This window comes from Rahnella woolbedingensis, from assembly GCF_003602095.1.
GTDB classification, from domain to species: Bacteria; Pseudomonadota; Gammaproteobacteria; order Enterobacterales; family Enterobacteriaceae; genus Rahnella; species Rahnella woolbedingensis.
Genome location: NZ_RAHH01000049.1, coordinates 1 through 17,068 on the forward strand (window position 1 = coordinate 1; position 17,068 = coordinate 17,068).

Below are 17,068 nucleotides of genomic sequence, written 5' to 3' on the forward strand. Positions count from 1 at the left end.
TCTTTCTGACATTGTCAGACATAAAGGTGACATTTTAACTTTGGAACTGAGGGTGACATTTTAAACTGGGATAGACAACCATTTATTAATGGGTACTTTAAATATCATAGCTATATCAATAATGTTCAGTGACCACACCAGAAGTTACTGCTTAATCTTAAAGCGTTTAAAAAGACTTTCTGGGATAAAGTAAATGTCTCCACGAGCCCTAGAACAAGCAACATAAAGTTTATTTCTTGTTCCAGGTTTCATCGTTTCTAATTTGCCCGCTGTTAGAAGTTTCCAATGCATTGGACTCAGAATGATGCAGATATCTTGATAATGATCGAGCCCTTTACTTGCTCCCCAGTTCTGAGACAAACAGCCGTAGAGGGGCTTTGTTGAATAAATCAGATTTGAGGCGAGTTTCCCTGTAACAGCTCCGGCTCTCAGCCGATACGTACACTTTCTGGCATACCTGCCTTCGTCATTTTGTTCAGCGCACGCACCATGGCCAAAGCCTCTGCAACCTGACCATCGTAGTCACGCAACGTCAGCGAACCACCGAACAACTGCTTTACCCTGTACATCGCCGTTTCCGCTATCGACCGACGGTTGTAATCTGTTGTCCATTTCCACCGTGCATTGCTTCCGCTCAGCCGTTGATTCGCAACAGCACGATTGCGGTCTGCATACTCACCTGGCCAGTAGCCCGCTCCCTTTCGGGGAGGAATGAGCGCGCTGATTTTCTTGCGACGCAGTTCGTCATGACATCGCCGCGTATCGTAAGCACCGTCCGCCGCCGCTGACCTGATTTTTCGGTGGGTCTGCCGGATAAGCCCCGGGAAAGCCTCAGCGTCCGTGACGTTGTTCAGCGACAGGTCCGCGCAGATGACTTCATGCGTATTCGCATCAACAGCCAGATGCAGTTTTCGCCAGATACGACGGCGCTCTTTGCCGTGCTTTTTGACTTTCCACTCACCTTCACCGAAGACTTTTAACCCTGTGGAATCAATCACCAGATGCGCAATTTCACCCCGGGTGGGCGTTTTAAAACTGACGTTAACCGACTTTGCCCGCTTGCTGACACTGGTGTAATCCGGACAGCGAAGAGGAACGCCCATCATGGCAAAAATGGAATCAATAAAGCCCTGTGCGGCTCGCAGGGTCAGGCGGAATACACGTTTAACGACCAGGACGGTGGTGATGGCGAGGTCAGAATAGCGCTGAGGCCGTCCCCGCGATGTGTGTGTGGCGGGCTCATACCAGGCCTGAATAGCCTCGTCGTCAAGCCAGAAAGTGACGGAGCCGCGGTTGATGAGGGCTTTGTTGTAGTTACGCCAGTTGGTGACTTTAAACTTCTGCTTTGCCATGGGGCGGCCAGTGTTGCCGGATGATGCGTGATCTGATCCTTTAACTCAGCAAAAGTTCGATTTATTCAACAAAGCCATTACTAAAGCAAACCAGTGCATCCAACTGAGGCTTAGTTCTCCCTGCCCTGTGAGGGCGGGAGAACCCGGTAAAAAACGGCTTTCAAACCGTTGTTGAAAATATGACAGGCTGCTTTACTGTTGTTTAAAATCGAGTGTTCGACTCTCGGCCAGAGAGGCTCTCAGCGTTTTTGCCGCAAGACCATTGAATGCGTTATCACCAAAATTCACAGTGAGTATCGAGCCATCACTGAATGTGGTTTGTTGCACCTAGCCATCCTTATCTAGCCAGCTAAAACCTGTCAATGCTTTATCCCATAACGCCTGATGCAGAATGCGGAAACTGGCATCTGCTTTAATGATTTCCGGCAGCCGTTCCTTCAGTGTGCTTCGGCTGAGATTAAACAGCGGTGGCGTGTTTTACAGCTGGCTAAGCAATGAGCGCGTGGTTTTGACATCGCTGAATTTGAGATTATCAAATGTCCAGTAATGCGTTGCGATAACTGCATCATGAAAAACAGCCTGATACAGAGGGAGTCGATAGCGCGGGTCGAATATAACTGTGCGGTTGAGTGGTTTTACTTTAGCAGGGCTGAAAAAACGAGCCGTCTCACAATACAGCTCGTTTTCTTTTAACTCCTTTGCTGCCAATGTCCCCTATTTCAACGACGCTTTCACCAACTCCAGCAACTTTGCCATATCTTCAATGCGCGTCCTGCCGCTGTCAGCGTCGATGATCGAGCTATAGATATGTGGCATCACCTGCTCAACACCTGCCTCGAGGCAGGTTTCCAGAATGGGCTGGAAGTTGTCCAGATCAATACCGCCTGTCGGTTCAATCATCGTCATACCATTACGCACGCAACTTTCCGCCAGGGCTTTGAGTTCCGGCAGTGAGGCAAGTCCGCCCATTGGGAAAAATTTGGCCGCTTGACCGCCAAGATCCTGAATCATCCTCACGGCGGTATCACAAGAGACCACAGCTGGTTCACCCTGGCTGCTGCTTACCCCGGTGGAGATAATCACTCTGCCCGTGGTACCTGTTGGCGAGATCAGCGCGTTAATACGGGTGTTGGTGACACTCCGGGCAGCCAGTGCCCCGGCAGCAAATCCACAGCCAGTAAAGGTCTGGTTAACATGAGCCGGAGCTGTTGCCGCCGCAATCATTGCCGCTTTGTAAAATTGTTTCGCTGAGCCTGCACCCAGACCCACAGAAATGGCCGGTACCTGCTCCATCCAGCGTTTCACTTCCGTGACGCCCTGTTCCACGTTGTCAAACTGGGCGGAAATGATCCCCACAACGGCATGGCCTTCCGCTGCCTGGAAAATGTCGCAGGCATTGGCGATATCTTTCGCCAGTACGTTAAGGGCAACCCGTTGTTGATAAAAATTAATCTGCTGCATGTAGAGCTCCTGATGACTGTGAAATCTCCTGCAACCGCGAGATGATCAGTTCAAAGTCATCTTCTTTGAGTGCACGGGGATCGAAGCTGAAGACGCCCTGATGCAGGAAATAGTGACGGGTGTAAATAGCCACTTCTCCGCTACGTAACAGCGTTTCAACCTCCACGGCGTTCAGCCCTAACTGAGGCTGGCTGACGTTAACCCGAACGCGATAGATGGCGCGACCCGCTTCGTCTTGTTCAATCTCTGCCTGAAAACCGGCGATAGCGGAGATGCGTTGTGCGACAGCTTCGAGCTCCGGCAGTTGCTTTGTCCATTCCGGATGGTGGGACTGATAACGCTCCATTGCCATCACCAGGCCGACCATATTTTCTTTACCGATCTTCATGGCACGGGCAATACCATCGTGCTGTACTTTACAGTGCGCTATCCATTGACGCTGACCCGTGACAAACCCGGATGTCGGAGCATCAAGTGCTTTTGCACCGCTGTAGACCACCATACTGGCGCCGGCCGCGACATAGCCGCGCAAATCTTCTTCTGCTGCGGCATCCACAATCAATGGCAGGTCGTGGTGACGGGCTATCTCGACAAAATCTTTTAGCGCCACCATCCCTTTTTGTACGCAGTGGTGAGACTTGACATAAAACAGGGCGGCCGTCTCCGGCCCGATGGCTTTTTCAAGCTGCCAGCGGTAGGAGAGATTGCTCTGACCCACTTCAACCACTTTGCCGCCCCCTAAGCGAATCGCGGTAGTGATGGGCGCGCCATAGTCGATATTGTGTCCGCGCAGCATTACTACCTGATTTGCCAGACCCTGACTGTCAGGGAGTTGGGCGACTAATTCAGGTTCACCTCGGGTGACGGCGGCAGCGACCGCAATAGCGATCCCTGCCGAGGCGCACGAGGTCACAAAGCTGTCTTCCGCGCCAGTATGCTGTGAAATCAGCACACCGACCCGGTTAACTAGGGCGTCGATCTCCACAAAAGTTGCGGCGGCTTCCGCGGTGGCCTGCATCACTTCTGCGGCCACTGAAGAGACGCCGAGAATGGTCATCTTGCCACTGGCATTAACAACACGCTTTAATCCCAATTTCTGATAGATATTCATTACCACTCCAGGCTTTACGGTTACAGAATGCCGGTTATTGAACAGACCACACTCAGCACCACAACCGACAGCAGGATAGTGGTATAACGCGGGCCTTTTTTGACCAGGAACAGATAGATTGAGAACACGGCCAGCAAGGGCAATAACCCAGGCACGATGGAATCGAGGATCTGCTGAACCACAATTTCAGAGCCTTGCAGCGCGCTGAATTTAAGCGGTGAGGTAATTTTCACGTAACTGGCCGAGAGTGCGCCCATCATAATCAGACCGAGCACGTTAGCGCCGTAGATCAACTCCTTGATCTTCCCTCCCTGCAACAGACTGATTATCGACTCTCGTCCGAGGGTGTAGCCTTTGTGTGTCAGACCGTAGCTGATAGCCAACGTAATCCCGGTATATAAAACCACCGGCATGATGCCACCCCATGCGCTGCCCTTAGCAGCAAACGGGATAAAGATGGCGATCAGCAGTGGCATGATGGCAGCCCAGACAACTGAGTCACCAATCCCCGCCAGTGGCCCCATCAGACCGGTTTTAATGCCGGTGATAGAGGAATCAGTTATCGGTTCGCCACGAGTTTTCTGCTCTTCCATCGCAATGGCGACACCCTGAATAACTGATCCGAAGGTTTGCTCACTGTTAAAGAAGTTCAGGTGACGCTTAAGGGCATCAATCTGTTCGTCTTTCTGTGGGTAAAGCTTTTTAATAATCGGCGTCATCGAGGCGCAGAAAATCAGGCTCTGCAGACGCTCATAAGAGTTAGACACCTCCGCACCCAGCCAGTAAAGGAACCAGGCTTTCGTAATATCGAATTTGGTCAGGGCATTTGTCTGGCGTGCGCGTTCAGCCAGTTCGTTTTCCATTGCGCCTTCCGTCGTGTTAAGTGCTGTGCTCATCGTTATGCTCCTTCACTTTTAGCCATGTTTTTAACCAGGAACGCAGCGCAGGTCCCGAAAATTGCCATCGCCATAATGTCGATCTTCAGATAAATCACCGCGAAATAACCGGCGATAAAGTAAGGCAACAGACTTTTCTTCCCGATAACCATAATGGTGATAGCAAAGCCCAGAGCCGGCAGGATGCCGCCCATAATTTCGAAAGAGTGGGTCAGCCAGTGCGGCATAAAGGCAAGGAACTTCTCAACGACACCCTGGCCGAAGAAGTTAGCGGCGAAGACCACTGGGAAACGGATGAGCAGCCCTAACAACGCCGGGTAAAGAAAGGCACACAGCATGATGCCGCGGGTATTCCCTTGTTCAGCATATTTGTCTGCCATATGCACCCAGGTAGCATTGAGGGTACGACGCAGCTGATCGACAAATACCCCGATCACACCAAACGGGATCGCTAGTGCGATGGCCAGATCCGGGTTCATTCCAGCTTTCACCGCGATAGGCAGTGCGATACAAGCGGCCAGCGCGGGATCTGAAGGTACGTTACCGCCTGGGGTGGAGGTGACACCGAGATAGACCAGTTGCATACCCGCACCGATGATCATTGCGGTCTTCATATCGCCCAGCAAAAAGCCCACAAACACGGCAATGGCGATAGGTTGCACTAACATACCTGACAGGGAGTAACCGAGTCGTAAACGAGCGAACCAGTAGTACAATCCCATGCAGATGGCAACGGTTAAGTTATCCATAGTGTTGCTCCTTAAATATCAGCGTGATTAGAACTTTTTCAGAACATCTTCCAGTGGTTGCGGTTTATCTTCCGGAATGGTCTGGAAGAAAACGTTGACGCCACGTTGCTGGAGATCGCGCAGGATAACCACATCAGCATCATCGAGCGTGATGTTCTGGAAGACGGCTTTGCGGTTTGGCCCGCCACCTAATCCACCGACCTGAATATTCTCGACATTAAAACCGTCAGCAACGGCTTGTTGTACTGATGCCAGATTTGGGAACAGCACTAACACGTTACCTTCACCCAGTTGGTTTTCATTCCAGGCTGTAGCAAAACTCTGGTTGCCATAGCAATCCACTTTGACATTCGGTGGTGCAGCCATGAGATAGATATTTTTCATAAACGGATCTGCCTCCAGCTCATCACTGACGACGGCAATGCGGTTAGCCTGTGACTGTCCTACCCATTTGGTGACCACTTGTCCGTGGATCAGACGGCTGTCAATTCTGCATAATACAATTCTGGCCATGGTGTTATTCCTCTGATGTAATTGATTTAATATGTTTAACAACGTCGATACAGCTCTTCTGGCCCAGCTCAACTAACTCATCAATGGAGTCAGCCAGCGTCCCCTGCTCGCGTAAATCGATAGCGGCTAATAAGAGGGTGGCGTTAAGACCTGAAACCACGCTAATTTGGTGATCGACACTGAGGCGAGCCGCGACGTTGGAGGTCGTACCGCCGATAAAGTCAGTCAGGATCACCGAACCATCTGGCATACCTGACACCTGCTGCTTCACTTTCTGGTAAAACTCGTCGAGAGTATCAACGGGCATCAGCGCAATATCAGACACGCCTTCCACCTCACCGACGACCATACGCACGCTCTCGCGTAGTTGCTGACCCCACCCGCCGTGGGTGAGTAGCAGAATTTCTGGTGATATAGACAAATGAACCTCCTGGTGTTCCCTGAAAATTGATGGATAAAGTGAGTCATACTCTTAACAGAGCAATACCCATGCCATCTTTGTGTCACGGAACCTGAAGGGGAGAGGGGGAGGCCAGCAAAGGCCCACAGCAGAAGGGTTAGCGGTAAAGCAGTTCGTAAATATAAAAATATTCGGCATCAGAAAGGCGGATGGAATATGCCTGTTCAATGGGCGAAAACGCCTGTTTGATGACAGAAAAGACCTGTTGGTCCAGATCCTGGTGTACCCCAAGGGCTATCTGTAACGGTTTGTGGCTTAAAACAATACGTTCGACCATGCAGCAACAGTGAATCAGAAAACGAAGTGTAACCTGGCGGGTCGGGTGGATATCCAGATTGCGGCAAATCACATGCAGCACACCTTCCATCTCCTGCAAAATGCGCTGTGGGTTGAGCACGGAGATATGGTTGATGATGCTCTCCAGCGTCAGGGCGCTGATAAAACGCATGGCACTGCGCTCCATCTCCAACTGACGATCGGCGTTGCTGAGATCCGGAGTCAACAGGCTGAAAACCAGTTCTGGCCCCTGCTCAGAGAAGAGCTCTTCAAGGGAGATAAACGGAATGTCCGGTAACCCTGGCTGGAAGGTGCCGACGATGCCCACCAGTCGCTCGTTGCCGCCAATCGCCACCCGCAGACGCTCCATGCTGCGGACTTCGTTATAGTCCACGACAATCAGCCGGGTATCTTCCGACATCAGGGTATCGAAACTATCTTCCAGCACTTTCTTTATTTTCACTGCAGTGCCCATGCCGGTAATACAGGAGATAACCAGCACTTTGCCTGTCTCCTCTTCATGCTGGTTGCACAGGTGATAAGGAATGCCCTTGCTCTTCATTAATGACATCAGTTGTGCGAATTCGCTGGTTTCGTAGGTCAGGTCGAGACCAATCTCCAGCAGCGAGGCCAGCGTGATGTTCTGGATCAGCAGCACCTCAATATGAAAAAGCTTGTTGACGGTGCTGGCGAAATGCACCAACGAGCCGATATCGACAATTAGTACCAGCCGCTGATAGCGCTTCTCCCGCACTTCACTGATCAGCAATTCCAGTGTGTCGTGTACGGACTGCTCGAAAGGCATATCGATGGCAGTAAACAGTTCACATTCCAGTACCCGGTTAACGTAGTTTGCCATGCTGCTGGCGGTGGTCGAGCCGTGGCCAATCAACATCACGCCGCAATCCGGGTTAACATCTTTGCGTTGACGGAAGCTGCGACACTCTTTAAGAAACAGGCACAGATAAACGATCTCAGTGGTCGGGCACTGAATATGGAAGATCTCGTTAATTTTCTGGCACAGTTTGGTGGCGTTGTCATATTCATCTTTACAGTAGTCGAGGATCAGACTGTTGGAGTAAAGATTGGGGATCAGCCCCTTTTGCACATAAGAGAGCAGTGCCAGAAAATGTTTCCGCAGATGGCTGACCATATTCTGTGGCAGCGGGAAGCCAAGTACTTGCTCAATACAGCCGGTCAGCAGAGTAATGCGCTGCTCAATCTGCCCACCGTAATAGCGCTCATCTGACCCGCCAGTATTTTGGCTGTATAGGCCGTACTCAAAAATAGTCCGCAGCTTGTTTCTGAGGATCGACAATGTCTCCTGCGGCGGGACATTGCTGTTGCGCAGGTTGACATATTCGCGGGTCAAATAGGTATAAAACAGATCGCTGTCCTGCTCGCTGCTAAGGGCGATGAGATGCTGCTTGAGCTGCGCAAACGGCAGAGAGTTAATGTCGATAAACTCATTTTGTCCAAACAGACCATCAACCAATAAACGGCTGCTGGCGCTGGCCGAGACGTGGCTTTCCGTCAGACGCTTATCGAGTACCAGCATGGGGTTCTGCAGCGGATTGCCCATTCCGCTGGCCCAGGCCTGGGCGCACAGGAACTGGATATCACTCTTGAGCTGGCCAATATTCCCCGCCAGTGGTTTTTCTAGTAAATAGAGCAACAGCCCTTTGTCCAGCCGGATAGTCCGGTCGATCTTGCGGCTTTCTAACTGGATAAAGCCTATGATTATCTCAACCTGTTCTTCCAGCGAGCGCTCGCGCAAGGCGGGAATGGTTATCGCCACCTGGATACGACGTAGGAAGGTACGTAACAGGGTTGAGTCCGGGCTTTCTGTGGTAGCGCAAATGAGCCTGACGCCGATGCTGCATGCCTTTTCACTGGATCCCAGTGGCCGGTATTCGCCTTTATCAAGGATAGAGAAAAGTTTTTCCTGTCCCTCATAGGGCAGGCGGTGCACTTCATCAAGCAGCAGAAAACCGCCATCGGCCTGCTCTATGAGGCCACGTTTGCTTTCGCTGGCCCCGGTAAATGCCCCCTGTTTATGGCCAAATAGATGGGATGAGAGCAACTCCGGATTATGGGAGTATTCCGCACAGTTAAAATAGATTAACGGGACAGTGCTTCTCTGCTGCTGGCTGGCAAACTGGTGCATAATTTCAGCGAAAAAGGTCTTACCCACGCCGGAAGGACCAGTGAGCAAAACGTGCAATCCACCAGGGTAGAGCACCGCCGCTTTCCCTTTTTCCACAGCCAGCTTCAGGCTGCGATCATACCCGATCAGGGCATGGAAAGGATCGTCACAAGCAGTTGATGCAGGTTCATTAACCGGTAGTAATTCAGCCAGTGTTTTTACCTCCAGCAAACTTTGGCTGCTCAAGGTGGTATCGAGCAGTTGTTCAGTCACTGCACGGTGTAAGAACAGCACGGGGCGGGATTTGATTTTAATCACCAGGCGTTCGGCACAGAGTTGATTTAACTCTTTGCTCACCGAATTACGGGCAAGACCGAGGTTAAATCCAATTGTTTCTGCGTTGAAACCGATAGTGTCAGTTAATGTTTCACGCTTTAGAGAGAGCGTGAGTCGTTTCAGCTCCTGACAAACTGCATCTTTACGTTTCATGAATACCTGTTTCGACTGTTTTACATCCTTCGCTGCAGAGGTTACTACTCGTCTACTAATAAATCAGTCATCGGGAGATGAATATTTCCCAAAACTTGACTAATTCCACAGAACGGAGTCATAAGTTATGATGTGTGAAGGGAGGACGTAAGTAATTTACTTTTATGCGGCATTTTTAAAAATTCCCTGAGCAATCGAACCAGCAAGTCACATTAATTATCTCTGGCCGCCACTGAATTTAACTTATGTCAATATCTTGGTATCTGTTGCATATTCCCTGACACAGGTTATCGAACTTGCCAATGATTAGTCCAGGGAGAATTCCAGCAAGGGCTTCACTTTAGCACCTTTGGTTGCTTGGTTGATCACTCTCAAAATGCAATCTAGTGACACGGAAAATATGCAATCACTACTTTGTTTTATTATAAACTTTGGATTTTCGCGGGTTTATTTGCAGTCATTAAACCATTCGCTATCCAGCATGCCGCAGTGGGTTTCTGAACGCATACTGCAGCAGATAAATAAGATCATAAATTACGAACCAGCGATCGGTATTATGGGAAAAACCGGGGGCGAGAAAGAGTAGCCTTTGCAATGCCCTGTGGCGGTCAAGTATTCAAAGCGTTGATCATGTTATAAAATCACTCTTTTTGCAGAGTGCATCTGATGGCTAAAGTTGACGTAAAATGCCCTTTTTGTGAGCAGACCGAATCCGTTAAAAAACATGGTCAGGGTAAAACCGGGCATCAGCGATAATGTTGCCAGTTATGCCGCCGTATTTTCCAGCTCGACTATACCTATCGTGCCTGTCAGCCCGGAATGAAAGAACAGATTGTCGATCTTGCAATGAACAATGCGGGCATTCGTGACACCGCCCGAGCGCTACATATCAGTATCAATGCCGTTGTTCGCACCTTGAAAAAAAACTCTCGCCGCGATGTGTAACTACACTCCCACTGGATAATCTCCAGATTCAGCTTATCTGCGAAGTTGATGAAATGTGGTAATTGGTTGGCAATAAGAAGCAACAGTGCTGGCTGTGGTATGCACGGGAGCCTCGTCTCAAACGCATTATTGCCCATGCTTTCGGGGGCCGGAGTAAAAAGACGCTGCGTAAATTATTGGGGTTACTGTCGGGCTTCAATGTTGCCTTCTGGTGTACAGATAACTTCAGCGCTTATGAAATGTTGCCGGGTAAAAATCACATCACAGGCAAACTTTACACGCAACGCATTGAGCGAGAAAACCTGAATCTTCGTAACCTGTTAAAACGACTCAATCGCAAGACTCTCGGGTACTCAAAATCAGCAGAAATGCACGATAAGGTAATCGGTACGTTCCTCGAGCGTGAGCATTACTGAAAATAACCGGATCTACATATTGAATACGTGACCTAAAATCCTTAGTGCTTAAGCTTCTTCATCATGACGACTGCCTTAGCATGGCCACCGCCTCAGTACCCGGCATCGAAAACTGTACCCGGTGGCGTGCCGCCACGTCCAGCGCAAATATCCGCGTATACACCTCGGTGGACTTCATGCTTTTGTGTCCCATCAGCCCCTGCAGCACCTTCAGCGGCACCCCGGAGTACAGCATGTGCATGGCGTAGCTGTGCCGCAACGTGTGCGGCGTGACCGGTACCGAAAACGTGACGCCGTCACCGGTGGCGCGGGCCACCGCGTCGTTCAACCAGGTGCGCACCGTGCGGTCGGTCACCTCCCAGATGCGCGCCGGCTCCATGCGGCCGGTGCGCTTGTTTTTGCGTTCGAGCGGAATGCGCAGCGTGGCGATCATGCTGTTGAGCCGATTGAGATAATGGTTATCTGACAGTGGGACCAGCCGGTGAGGGATCGTCTTTTTCGACGGTGCGCCCGGGCCGCGCGCGGCCTTTTCCTGCCGCTGCTTGAGCGTGGCCAGCGAAACGTAGGGGTACGGCGGTGACAGTGAAAAATCCGCCCGCGTCAGGGCAAGCCCCTCGTTAATGCGCGCGCCGGTATTCCATAGCGTATCAATGCAGGTCTGCTGGTACAAATCCGGGAGGTAGTGCAGCAACGCGCTAACCTCAACGGCCAGCAGATACTCCGGCATATCACCGTGCGTCTGGGCCATACGGCGCAGGGCCAGCGCGGCAGAATAGTCAATCGCGACATGCTGTGGCAAAGACTGTGAGTTAAAATCCTGTGGGATAAGCATCGTCATATCATTCATATCCGGTTTTTTTAGCGTCTTCAGTCGTGGGTCAACAACTACCAAAGCGGCTTATTCTTCAGGGTTCATAGCCCCAATCACTGCGCATTTCATTCAGCAGGCAGAGCAAATGCAGCAGGTGTGAATCCATGCAGTCCAGCTCATAGGAGGCCTTGCTCATCATCTCACCAAAGTGCCGCGTATTGATGTACGGCATTCCCGTCAGGCTGGGTTCTCCGGTCCGGTTCTGCGCGTATCGAAAGGCCGTCGCGCGTTCGTCTGCGTCAATAAAGGCTTTTACCACGGCGTCGAGGGTCGCGTAATTATCCCTGGGAAAGGTCTTATCAATGTCCATAACCAGCGACCTGGCCAGTGGCCAGAGCGTATTGAGGTTGTGATTGTCCGTTTTCTGTTTATAGCGCTCGGGACGCTCAACCAGATCGAGGGCGGTGCTGATGATCCTCTTCAGCATCAGCTCAACGTGGTGTCGGTACAGAAACACCATTGGGTACACCAGCGTATCCTGGTCGCAGCCGGTGGCGTCGACGTGCGCAATCAGCAACTTGGCTGCCTGCCTGTACCCTTCCGAATAGGCCCAGTGCTCGGGGTGGAAGCCGTTGATACAGGCGTTGTTGTGCCAGTCTTCGGCATAGGTAAACAACGGTTGCTTTGGTGATTTGGGCATATTCAGCCCGCCCCCTTTCTCACGATTAATTTCAGCAACAATTTCCTGCGCGATCGCGCAGAACTGCTCATGCTCGGTTTCCAGGTAGTGGTAATAGATGCGGGCATCGCGCTCGGTCAGCCCACGCGTGTTGCCGGTAAAATAGCCGCGCAGTACCTCTATGGCGTGGCGGTAGGTGGCCAGGTCATACGCCCAGTCCGGGAGCTCGCCGGCCGCGTCCATCTCCTGCTCAAACTCCGCGTACTTCTGCTCCAGGATATTCAGGCCAAGCTGTGTCGCGGCATGCACGTTACTTTCGTTCGTATGGGCGACCGCGTTGCGGATTTTCTCAAACTGATAGCCGAACCCTTCTTTTCCGGTGATCGATGCAAACATGCTTTTCTTCCTTTGACCATTGTGCCGGTGAACATTGAAAAAGGTGACGTTCAGTGATGGTATTCAGGTCTGATAAATGAAGGGGGGATAATAATCCAAGATATAGTCACTTAACTCACTGTCACCATGCTGAAAAATAGCCTGATAATTTTCACGAAACACAATTAGTGACGACCCCCATTGCACAGTTCCGAATTATTCCCCACAGGCCGTTTTCGGAAGTGTAGCACGGGTGATTGACGCCGACCAACCGCGTTCAGGCGTCTTACGCCCGCACTGAAAACACTCCGCTATACATTATATAGCGTTTTAAAAATAAATATTTCCCACATATACGAGTTTTGCGCAAAAAGCCGCCACCCTCTGTGCGAAGATCCGGTAATGCCAGAAAGCGGATCTTCGAAGAAAATATGAAAGAAATGAGATAAGTATTCATTGAAATGACATGATGTCATTTCAATGTGTGGTTTCTTTTCAATATTTGACATTACTTACAAAGAAGGCGTCTAATGATTGTGAGGCTAAAATAGCCTTCTCAATGACAGGAATAAAATGATGCTCAGTCAGCTAACGCTCCGCTTTCCCAAAAAACTCATCGAATCGCTGAAAAACCGTGCTGTCACGGAAAAGACCTCGGTCAACGCCCTGGCGGAGCGTTTTCTTGACGTCTCCCTGCAAACCAGCGCGCCGGATGACGACTGGCTGCAGCTGACCGCCCGGCCGGACGAGGCGGTGCAGCAGCTGTACCGCAAAGTTGTCCTCGGCGAAACCTTTGGCCGACAGGCCCTGCGCCGCGCCGAGCTGCGTTTTATGATGGACCTGGCCCACCAGGCCTATCGCCAGGCCGGCGCAAAGGAATTTGTCCGCTGGCCGGTGCTGGAAACGCTGCTGAACATCAGCTTTGAGCTGCTGGTCTGGCAGGCTGAGCAGGGCCTGCCGGTGGACGGCCACTACATTAAACGCACGTTTGAATTTGACTCGGAGAACTGGCAGGAAGAGGCCGCGCGCTTTATGCAGGGCGTGAGCCGCGCGGTAGACCCCGCCTATGCGGAGTTACTCCTGCGCCCGCTGGTGTCTGGCTGCTTTTCACTGAATGATTATCCTGACGACGTGCTGGCCCGCATCTTCACCCCGCCCCGCCTGCAGCAGGTTTTCCCGCTGCTGATGCGCACCCGGCAGTGGAGCTTTGAGCAACGCGAAACCTTTATCCGGGAAATGCGCCCGGCGGTGCGGGAAATGAAGGAAACCTTCACCGCCGGCGACCTGCGCTTCGACATCCGGATAGAGGGGCAGCGCGGTGATTTACCCGCCGCCGTCGGCGACGAGACGCCGCGGCTTTTTCTGGTTCTGACCGGCAGCAACTTTGTGATGCCGTTTGGCTGGGCGCAGTTTGCGGAGCTCTGCCGTCTCCTGAACGTTTACCGCACCACGCCGGAGGCCGTGCGCCGGTACAGCGAAGGTCCTCATATCACCCTGGCTCTGCCGGGGGCCGCGCACCAGGACGCGACCTTAGGTTTTGATGCGCTGCGGGTGTTTGTGCCGGCCGGGGCATTCGGCGAGCTGGTCCGGGAGCTGACGGCGCGGGTGGAGACGGGCGCCCTGGCCAGCGCCGTGGAGGCGTTACGCACGCTGTACGGCGATTTATAAAAAACCAAACGGCGTGAATGTCTGAAAGGTTCGCGCCGATGCTCCCTTAGCGGATCCCGCAGGGGCTATTTCGGCGACTCTCCGCGACCCACGTCGCGAAGCAGCTGGCACTTGCCATCGAGGGGTTAGGCCGGGACGGCAGCGCCGTGATCGGCACTGAGGGCGCCTGGGGCTCAGGGAAAACCAGCCTGCTCAACCTATTGCATTTCGAACTCGAGGCCGGGCGACCTGAGCGAACCTTTGTGCTGTCCGTGTCGCCCTGGCTGGAAGGTGGGAGTATGAGCCCCGTAGAGCCCCTTCTTTTACTGGCGTCATACAAGTACCAAGCTCCCTTTCTGAACGACTCGGAATACCTTTATCCTATTAAAGCTTTAGCTTTAGCCCTTATATCCGCCAACTCTACGGCGTTAACTGTGCCTTTTTTGGTGATTTTTCTTGCTCTCCAGTCAATACAAGTGACCTGGTCAGCCAGAGCTACGCCCTCGCGATTTCCCGTTATCTCCACTTCAAAGGGATATCCTTTAGCTTGTGTGGTACAGGGAACACAGAGCAAAAGCCCAACGGGGTTGTTATAGCTAAACGGGCTAAGAACGACCACTGGACGGTGCCCTCCTTGCTCATGGCCTTCGACGGGATCAAAGTCTAACCAAATCACATCCCCTGCATCCGGTACGAAACGAGAAACCATTTAGAGTAATTCCTTACCAACTGCAGGACCAAAATCAATTTTTTCGTGAAGATTAGCAGCGGTGATCTTCGATAACAGTGCATCTAAAGAATATTCTTTAGCTTTCACCGGGATCAGAATCAAACGCCCTTCTTCTACGCTTAACTCGAGTTGATCGTCAACACTTAGCGATGCTGCTTGCATCACGCTTACTGGGATCCGGATAGAGGGGCTATTGCCCCATTTTTTTAGCGTTACCGTCGTCATAATTACACCTCACTCTCAACGTAGTAACATTGTATATCATCTACATTGTAGATACAAAAAAATGACAACCAGAGGGCTTCACTCTGCGCGCAGCGTAAGAGGGGTCCGCTTGGAAAAGGGAAAATAACCGACGGTAAGGTCATTTATTAATCAAGTGGTTGTTAACTATTCCCCTGGTTGCAGGCTATAGCGTTTTGTGCCCGAAACTGACCGGTTTCGGTCCCCGTTAACCAATAACATATGGAAACTATACGCGAGGGAAGCATTTATGCCACGGCGACAGATACTGAGCAGTGAAGAGCAGGAGCGTTTGCTGGTTATTCCAGATGATGAAATTATTCTGACTCGAATGTGTTTTCTGAATGAACAGGATATTGCACTCATTAATAAACACCGACGGCCAGCAAATCGCCTGGGCTTTGCTGTATTACTGGCTTTGTTGAATAAATCGGATTTAGATAAAAGCTCCCCTCGTCGCTGACTCCCTCAGGTAAACCGTGGCTTTGTTGAATAATAGGGAATCATGCTGTTAGACCATGCCTATTTTGGCGGAAAATGCTTACTCCTCCAGATTTCGTGACCCAGCATGTTGTGTAACTGCATGATTTTACGTAATGGGAATTGGTCGGTTTCATGAATGACCAGCATAAAATCTATTTATTCAACAAAGCCTAAAAATGGGTGTAGGTGTGGCTGCAAATGCAGGCCTTTGCCTGAATAAGGGTAGCGGTAATTCGGGAGCTTTTGGAGGAGATTCCAACGCCAACAGTGTCAATGGACAATGTCATTGGTAAAATACTAAAATAGTATATACTACCCTGAGTTAGACATTACGTTAGGGTAGTATATTTCCAATTAAAATCTGATCCCATATAAAAATCATTTCATCACTAAGCTTAAAAAATTCATCGCAGAATGTAAAAGCACAGGATAAAATAGCCCGCCAGTGCGTTCCCTTATAAGACATAGCATCAATCCAGAAATGAAAATATTCAACTGTTGATGCATCTCGTAAGAATTGAAATGAATAAGGCAAAATAAAAGTGTTGTTATGAAATAACATATTATCGTTTCATTTTTGAACTTCAATTTTATTAGGCCGTAAACTAGCCCTCTAAAAAAAACCTCCTCATATAATGGAGCTATGAACAATAGAACTACAACGAGTGGAATTGTAACGTGAGAGTTTTCATATTGATTATTTGCACTAAAAATATAAGCTGAGGATGATTGAAAAAGGCTTAGAACGAATAAACTTATATATAAAGTTAAGTTCTCTTTTGATGCCAAAAATTTAAAATTAAAACCGGAGAAAATTTTAGAAAATTTCTTGTAAGAAAAAAAAGCGAGGGAGATCTGACCGACTAACATGACTACGATTGAGTCATCAAATCCAACTGAGAAAAAACGCATCAGTAAATATGGTAATATTGTAAAGGAAATATATGCAGCTATTGTAAACAAAAAGCACCATAGATTATCTTTTATATTTTTGACGCAAATTTGATCCGTCATAACAGACAATCCTATTTTATAAGAAGGGTCTAAACTAAATACATGGAAACAAAGAAACCGCTTGTCTTTATCGAATGTAAGCCACTTCTGAATGGCTTACATTTGTAAGCTATAACTCTAATAAATATTTTATCGCTGGCCGTTGCTTTTGTCTGCTATCCAAGCCCCAGTTTTCAACATAACACAGACAATGATCGGCTTTGTTGAATAAATCGAACTTTTGGCCGTAATCAGGATCAGATCACCACATTCCCGATCCTGTAGCGGTATCA

The 17,068-nt window shown here is 50.2% G+C and carries 12 protein-coding genes and 7 pseudogenes; 5 read left to right on the forward strand and 14 right to left on the reverse strand.

Annotated features, from left to right (window positions below; all coding sequences use genetic code 11):
• Positions 1 to 428 precede the first annotated feature (428 nt).
• The 9 genes and pseudogenes from D6C13_RS24280 to dagR form a co-directional block, all read right to left on the reverse strand.
• A pseudogene (locus D6C13_RS24280) lies at positions 429 to 1,417 on the reverse strand (IS5 family transposase).
• A 262-nt stretch (positions 1,418 to 1,679) separates the two neighbouring features.
• Positions 1,680 to 2,060: pseudogene (locus D6C13_RS24285) on the reverse strand (glycoside hydrolase).
• Between the two features lie 6 nt (positions 2,061 to 2,066).
• Entirely contained in the window at positions 2,067 to 2,813 is a 747-nt protein-coding gene (gene dagF / locus D6C13_RS24290; protein ID WP_120135199.1) for a 2-dehydro-3-deoxy-phosphogluconate aldolase, read from the reverse strand.
• Entirely contained in the window at positions 2,800 to 3,930 is a 1,131-nt protein-coding gene (gene dgaE, locus D6C13_RS24295; protein WP_120135200.1) for a D-glucosaminate-6-phosphate ammonia lyase, read from the reverse strand. The genes dagF and dgaE overlap by 14 nt, the downstream gene beginning before the upstream one ends.
• A gap of 14 nt (positions 3,931 to 3,944) precedes the next feature.
• On the reverse strand, positions 3,945 to 4,787 hold the full coding sequence (locus D6C13_RS24300; protein ID WP_120135210.1) for a PTS system mannose/fructose/sorbose family transporter subunit IID: 843 nt from the start codon (positions 4,785 to 4,787) through the stop codon (positions 3,945 to 3,947).
• Between the two features lie 35 nt (positions 4,788 to 4,822).
• Positions 4,823 to 5,569 carry a PTS mannose/fructose/sorbose/N-acetylgalactosamine transporter subunit IIC gene (locus tag D6C13_RS24305; protein WP_120135201.1) on the reverse strand — a complete coding sequence of 249 codons (747 nt, stop codon included), beginning with the start codon at positions 5,567 to 5,569 and terminating at the stop codon, positions 4,823 to 4,825.
• Positions 5,570 to 5,596: 27 nt separating this feature from the next.
• Positions 5,597 to 6,082: a PTS sugar transporter subunit IIB gene (locus D6C13_RS24310; RefSeq protein WP_120135202.1), complete on the reverse strand. Its 486-nt coding sequence runs from the start codon at positions 6,080 to 6,082 to the stop codon at positions 5,597 to 5,599.
• Positions 6,083 to 6,086: 4 nt separating this feature from the next.
• Positions 6,087 to 6,503 (reverse strand): PTS sugar transporter subunit IIA, encoded by a 417-nt coding sequence (locus D6C13_RS24315; protein WP_120135203.1) that lies wholly within the window; start codon positions 6,501 to 6,503, stop codon positions 6,087 to 6,089.
• Positions 6,504 to 6,639: 136 nt separating this feature from the next.
• Positions 6,640 to 9,453, reverse strand: coding sequence for a transcriptional regulator DagR (dagR, locus tag D6C13_RS24320; protein WP_120135204.1), 2,814 nt, complete (start codon positions 9,451 to 9,453; stop codon positions 6,640 to 6,642).
• A gap of 400 nt (positions 9,454 to 9,853) precedes the next feature.
• Between dagR and D6C13_RS26005 the strand changes: the two are divergent.
• Both D6C13_RS26005 and D6C13_RS24330 read left to right on the forward strand, forming a co-directional pair.
• Positions 9,854 to 10,088: pseudogene (locus D6C13_RS26005) on the forward strand (hypothetical protein); the annotation flags it as partial.
• 31 nt (positions 10,089 to 10,119) lie between these two features.
• A pseudogene (locus D6C13_RS24330) lies at positions 10,120 to 10,814 on the forward strand (IS1 family transposase).
• 61 nt (positions 10,815 to 10,875) lie between these two features.
• On the opposite strand, the gene D6C13_RS24335 reads toward D6C13_RS24330, so the two are convergent.
• Positions 10,876 to 11,652, reverse strand: coding sequence for a tyrosine-type recombinase/integrase (locus D6C13_RS24335; RefSeq protein ID WP_120135205.1), 777 nt, complete (start codon positions 11,650 to 11,652; stop codon positions 10,876 to 10,878).
• Between the two features lie 706 nt (positions 11,653 to 12,358).
• Positions 12,359 to 12,700, reverse strand: a pseudogene (locus tag D6C13_RS26155) (hypothetical protein); the annotation flags it as partial.
• Positions 12,701 to 13,252: 552 nt separating this feature from the next.
• Between D6C13_RS26155 and D6C13_RS24350 the strand changes: the two are divergent.
• Together D6C13_RS24350 and D6C13_RS26105 are read left to right on the forward strand one after the other, a co-directional pair.
• Positions 13,253 to 14,347 (forward strand): transcriptional regulator, encoded by a 1,095-nt coding sequence (locus D6C13_RS24350; protein ID WP_244212789.1) that lies wholly within the window; start codon positions 13,253 to 13,255, stop codon positions 14,345 to 14,347.
• A gap of 53 nt (positions 14,348 to 14,400) precedes the next feature.
• A pseudogene (locus tag D6C13_RS26105) lies at positions 14,401 to 14,622 on the forward strand (P-loop NTPase fold protein); the annotation flags it as partial.
• A gap of 80 nt (positions 14,623 to 14,702) precedes the next feature.
• Here the strand turns inward: D6C13_RS26105 and mazF are convergent.
• Complete coding sequence (gene mazF / locus D6C13_RS24360; protein WP_120135207.1) at positions 14,703 to 15,035, reverse strand: endoribonuclease MazF; 333 nt, start codon at positions 15,033 to 15,035, stop codon at positions 14,703 to 14,705.
• A complete protein-coding gene (locus D6C13_RS24365; RefSeq protein WP_120135208.1) occupies positions 15,036 to 15,281 on the reverse strand; it encodes an AbrB/MazE/SpoVT family DNA-binding domain-containing protein in 246 nt (81 codons plus the stop codon).
• A gap of 268 nt (positions 15,282 to 15,549) precedes the next feature.
• Here D6C13_RS24365 and D6C13_RS24370 point away from each other — a divergent pair.
• Positions 15,550 to 15,732, forward strand: a pseudogene (locus tag D6C13_RS24370) (DUF4158 domain-containing protein); the annotation flags it as partial.
• Positions 15,733 to 16,160: 428 nt separating this feature from the next.
• Here D6C13_RS24370 and D6C13_RS26265 read toward each other — a convergent pair.
• On the reverse strand, positions 16,161 to 16,796 hold the full coding sequence (locus D6C13_RS26265; RefSeq protein WP_120135209.1) for a CPBP family intramembrane glutamic endopeptidase: 636 nt from the start codon (positions 16,794 to 16,796) through the stop codon (positions 16,161 to 16,163).
• Positions 16,797 to 17,068 lie beyond the last annotated feature (272 nt).

Excerpts from the sequence above, each read along its gene's own strand:
- D6C13_RS24305 (WP_120135201.1), bottom strand. The coding sequence starts at position 5,569 with ATGGATAACTTAACCGTTGCCATCTGCATGGGATTGTACTACTGGTTC.
- D6C13_RS24350 (WP_244212789.1), top strand. The coding sequence starts at position 13,253 with ATGATGCTCAGTCAGCTAACGCTCCGCTTTCCCAAAAAACTCATCGAA.
- D6C13_RS26265 (WP_120135209.1), bottom strand. The coding sequence starts at position 16,796 with ATGACGGATCAAATTTGCGTCAAAAATATAAAAGATAATCTATGGTGC.
- D6C13_RS24300 (WP_120135210.1), bottom strand. The coding sequence starts at position 4,787 with ATGGAAAACGAACTGGCTGAACGCGCACGCCAGACAAATGCCCTGACC.
- D6C13_RS24335 (WP_120135205.1), bottom strand. The coding sequence starts at position 11,652 with ATGACGATGCTTATCCCACAGGATTTTAACTCACAGTCTTTGCCACAG.
- D6C13_RS24365 (WP_120135208.1), bottom strand. The coding sequence starts at position 15,281 with ATGACGACGGTAACGCTAAAAAAATGGGGCAATAGCCCCTCTATCCGG.
- D6C13_RS24310 (WP_120135202.1), bottom strand. The coding sequence starts at position 6,082 with ATGGCCAGAATTGTATTATGCAGAATTGACAGCCGTCTGATCCACGGA.
- dagR (WP_120135204.1), bottom strand. The coding sequence starts at position 9,453 with ATGAAACGTAAAGATGCAGTTTGTCAGGAGCTGAAACGACTCACGCTC.
- mazF (WP_120135207.1), bottom strand. The coding sequence starts at position 15,035 with ATGGTTTCTCGTTTCGTACCGGATGCAGGGGATGTGATTTGGTTAGAC.
- dagF (WP_120135199.1), bottom strand. The coding sequence starts at position 2,813 with ATGCAGCAGATTAATTTTTATCAACAACGGGTTGCCCTTAACGTACTG.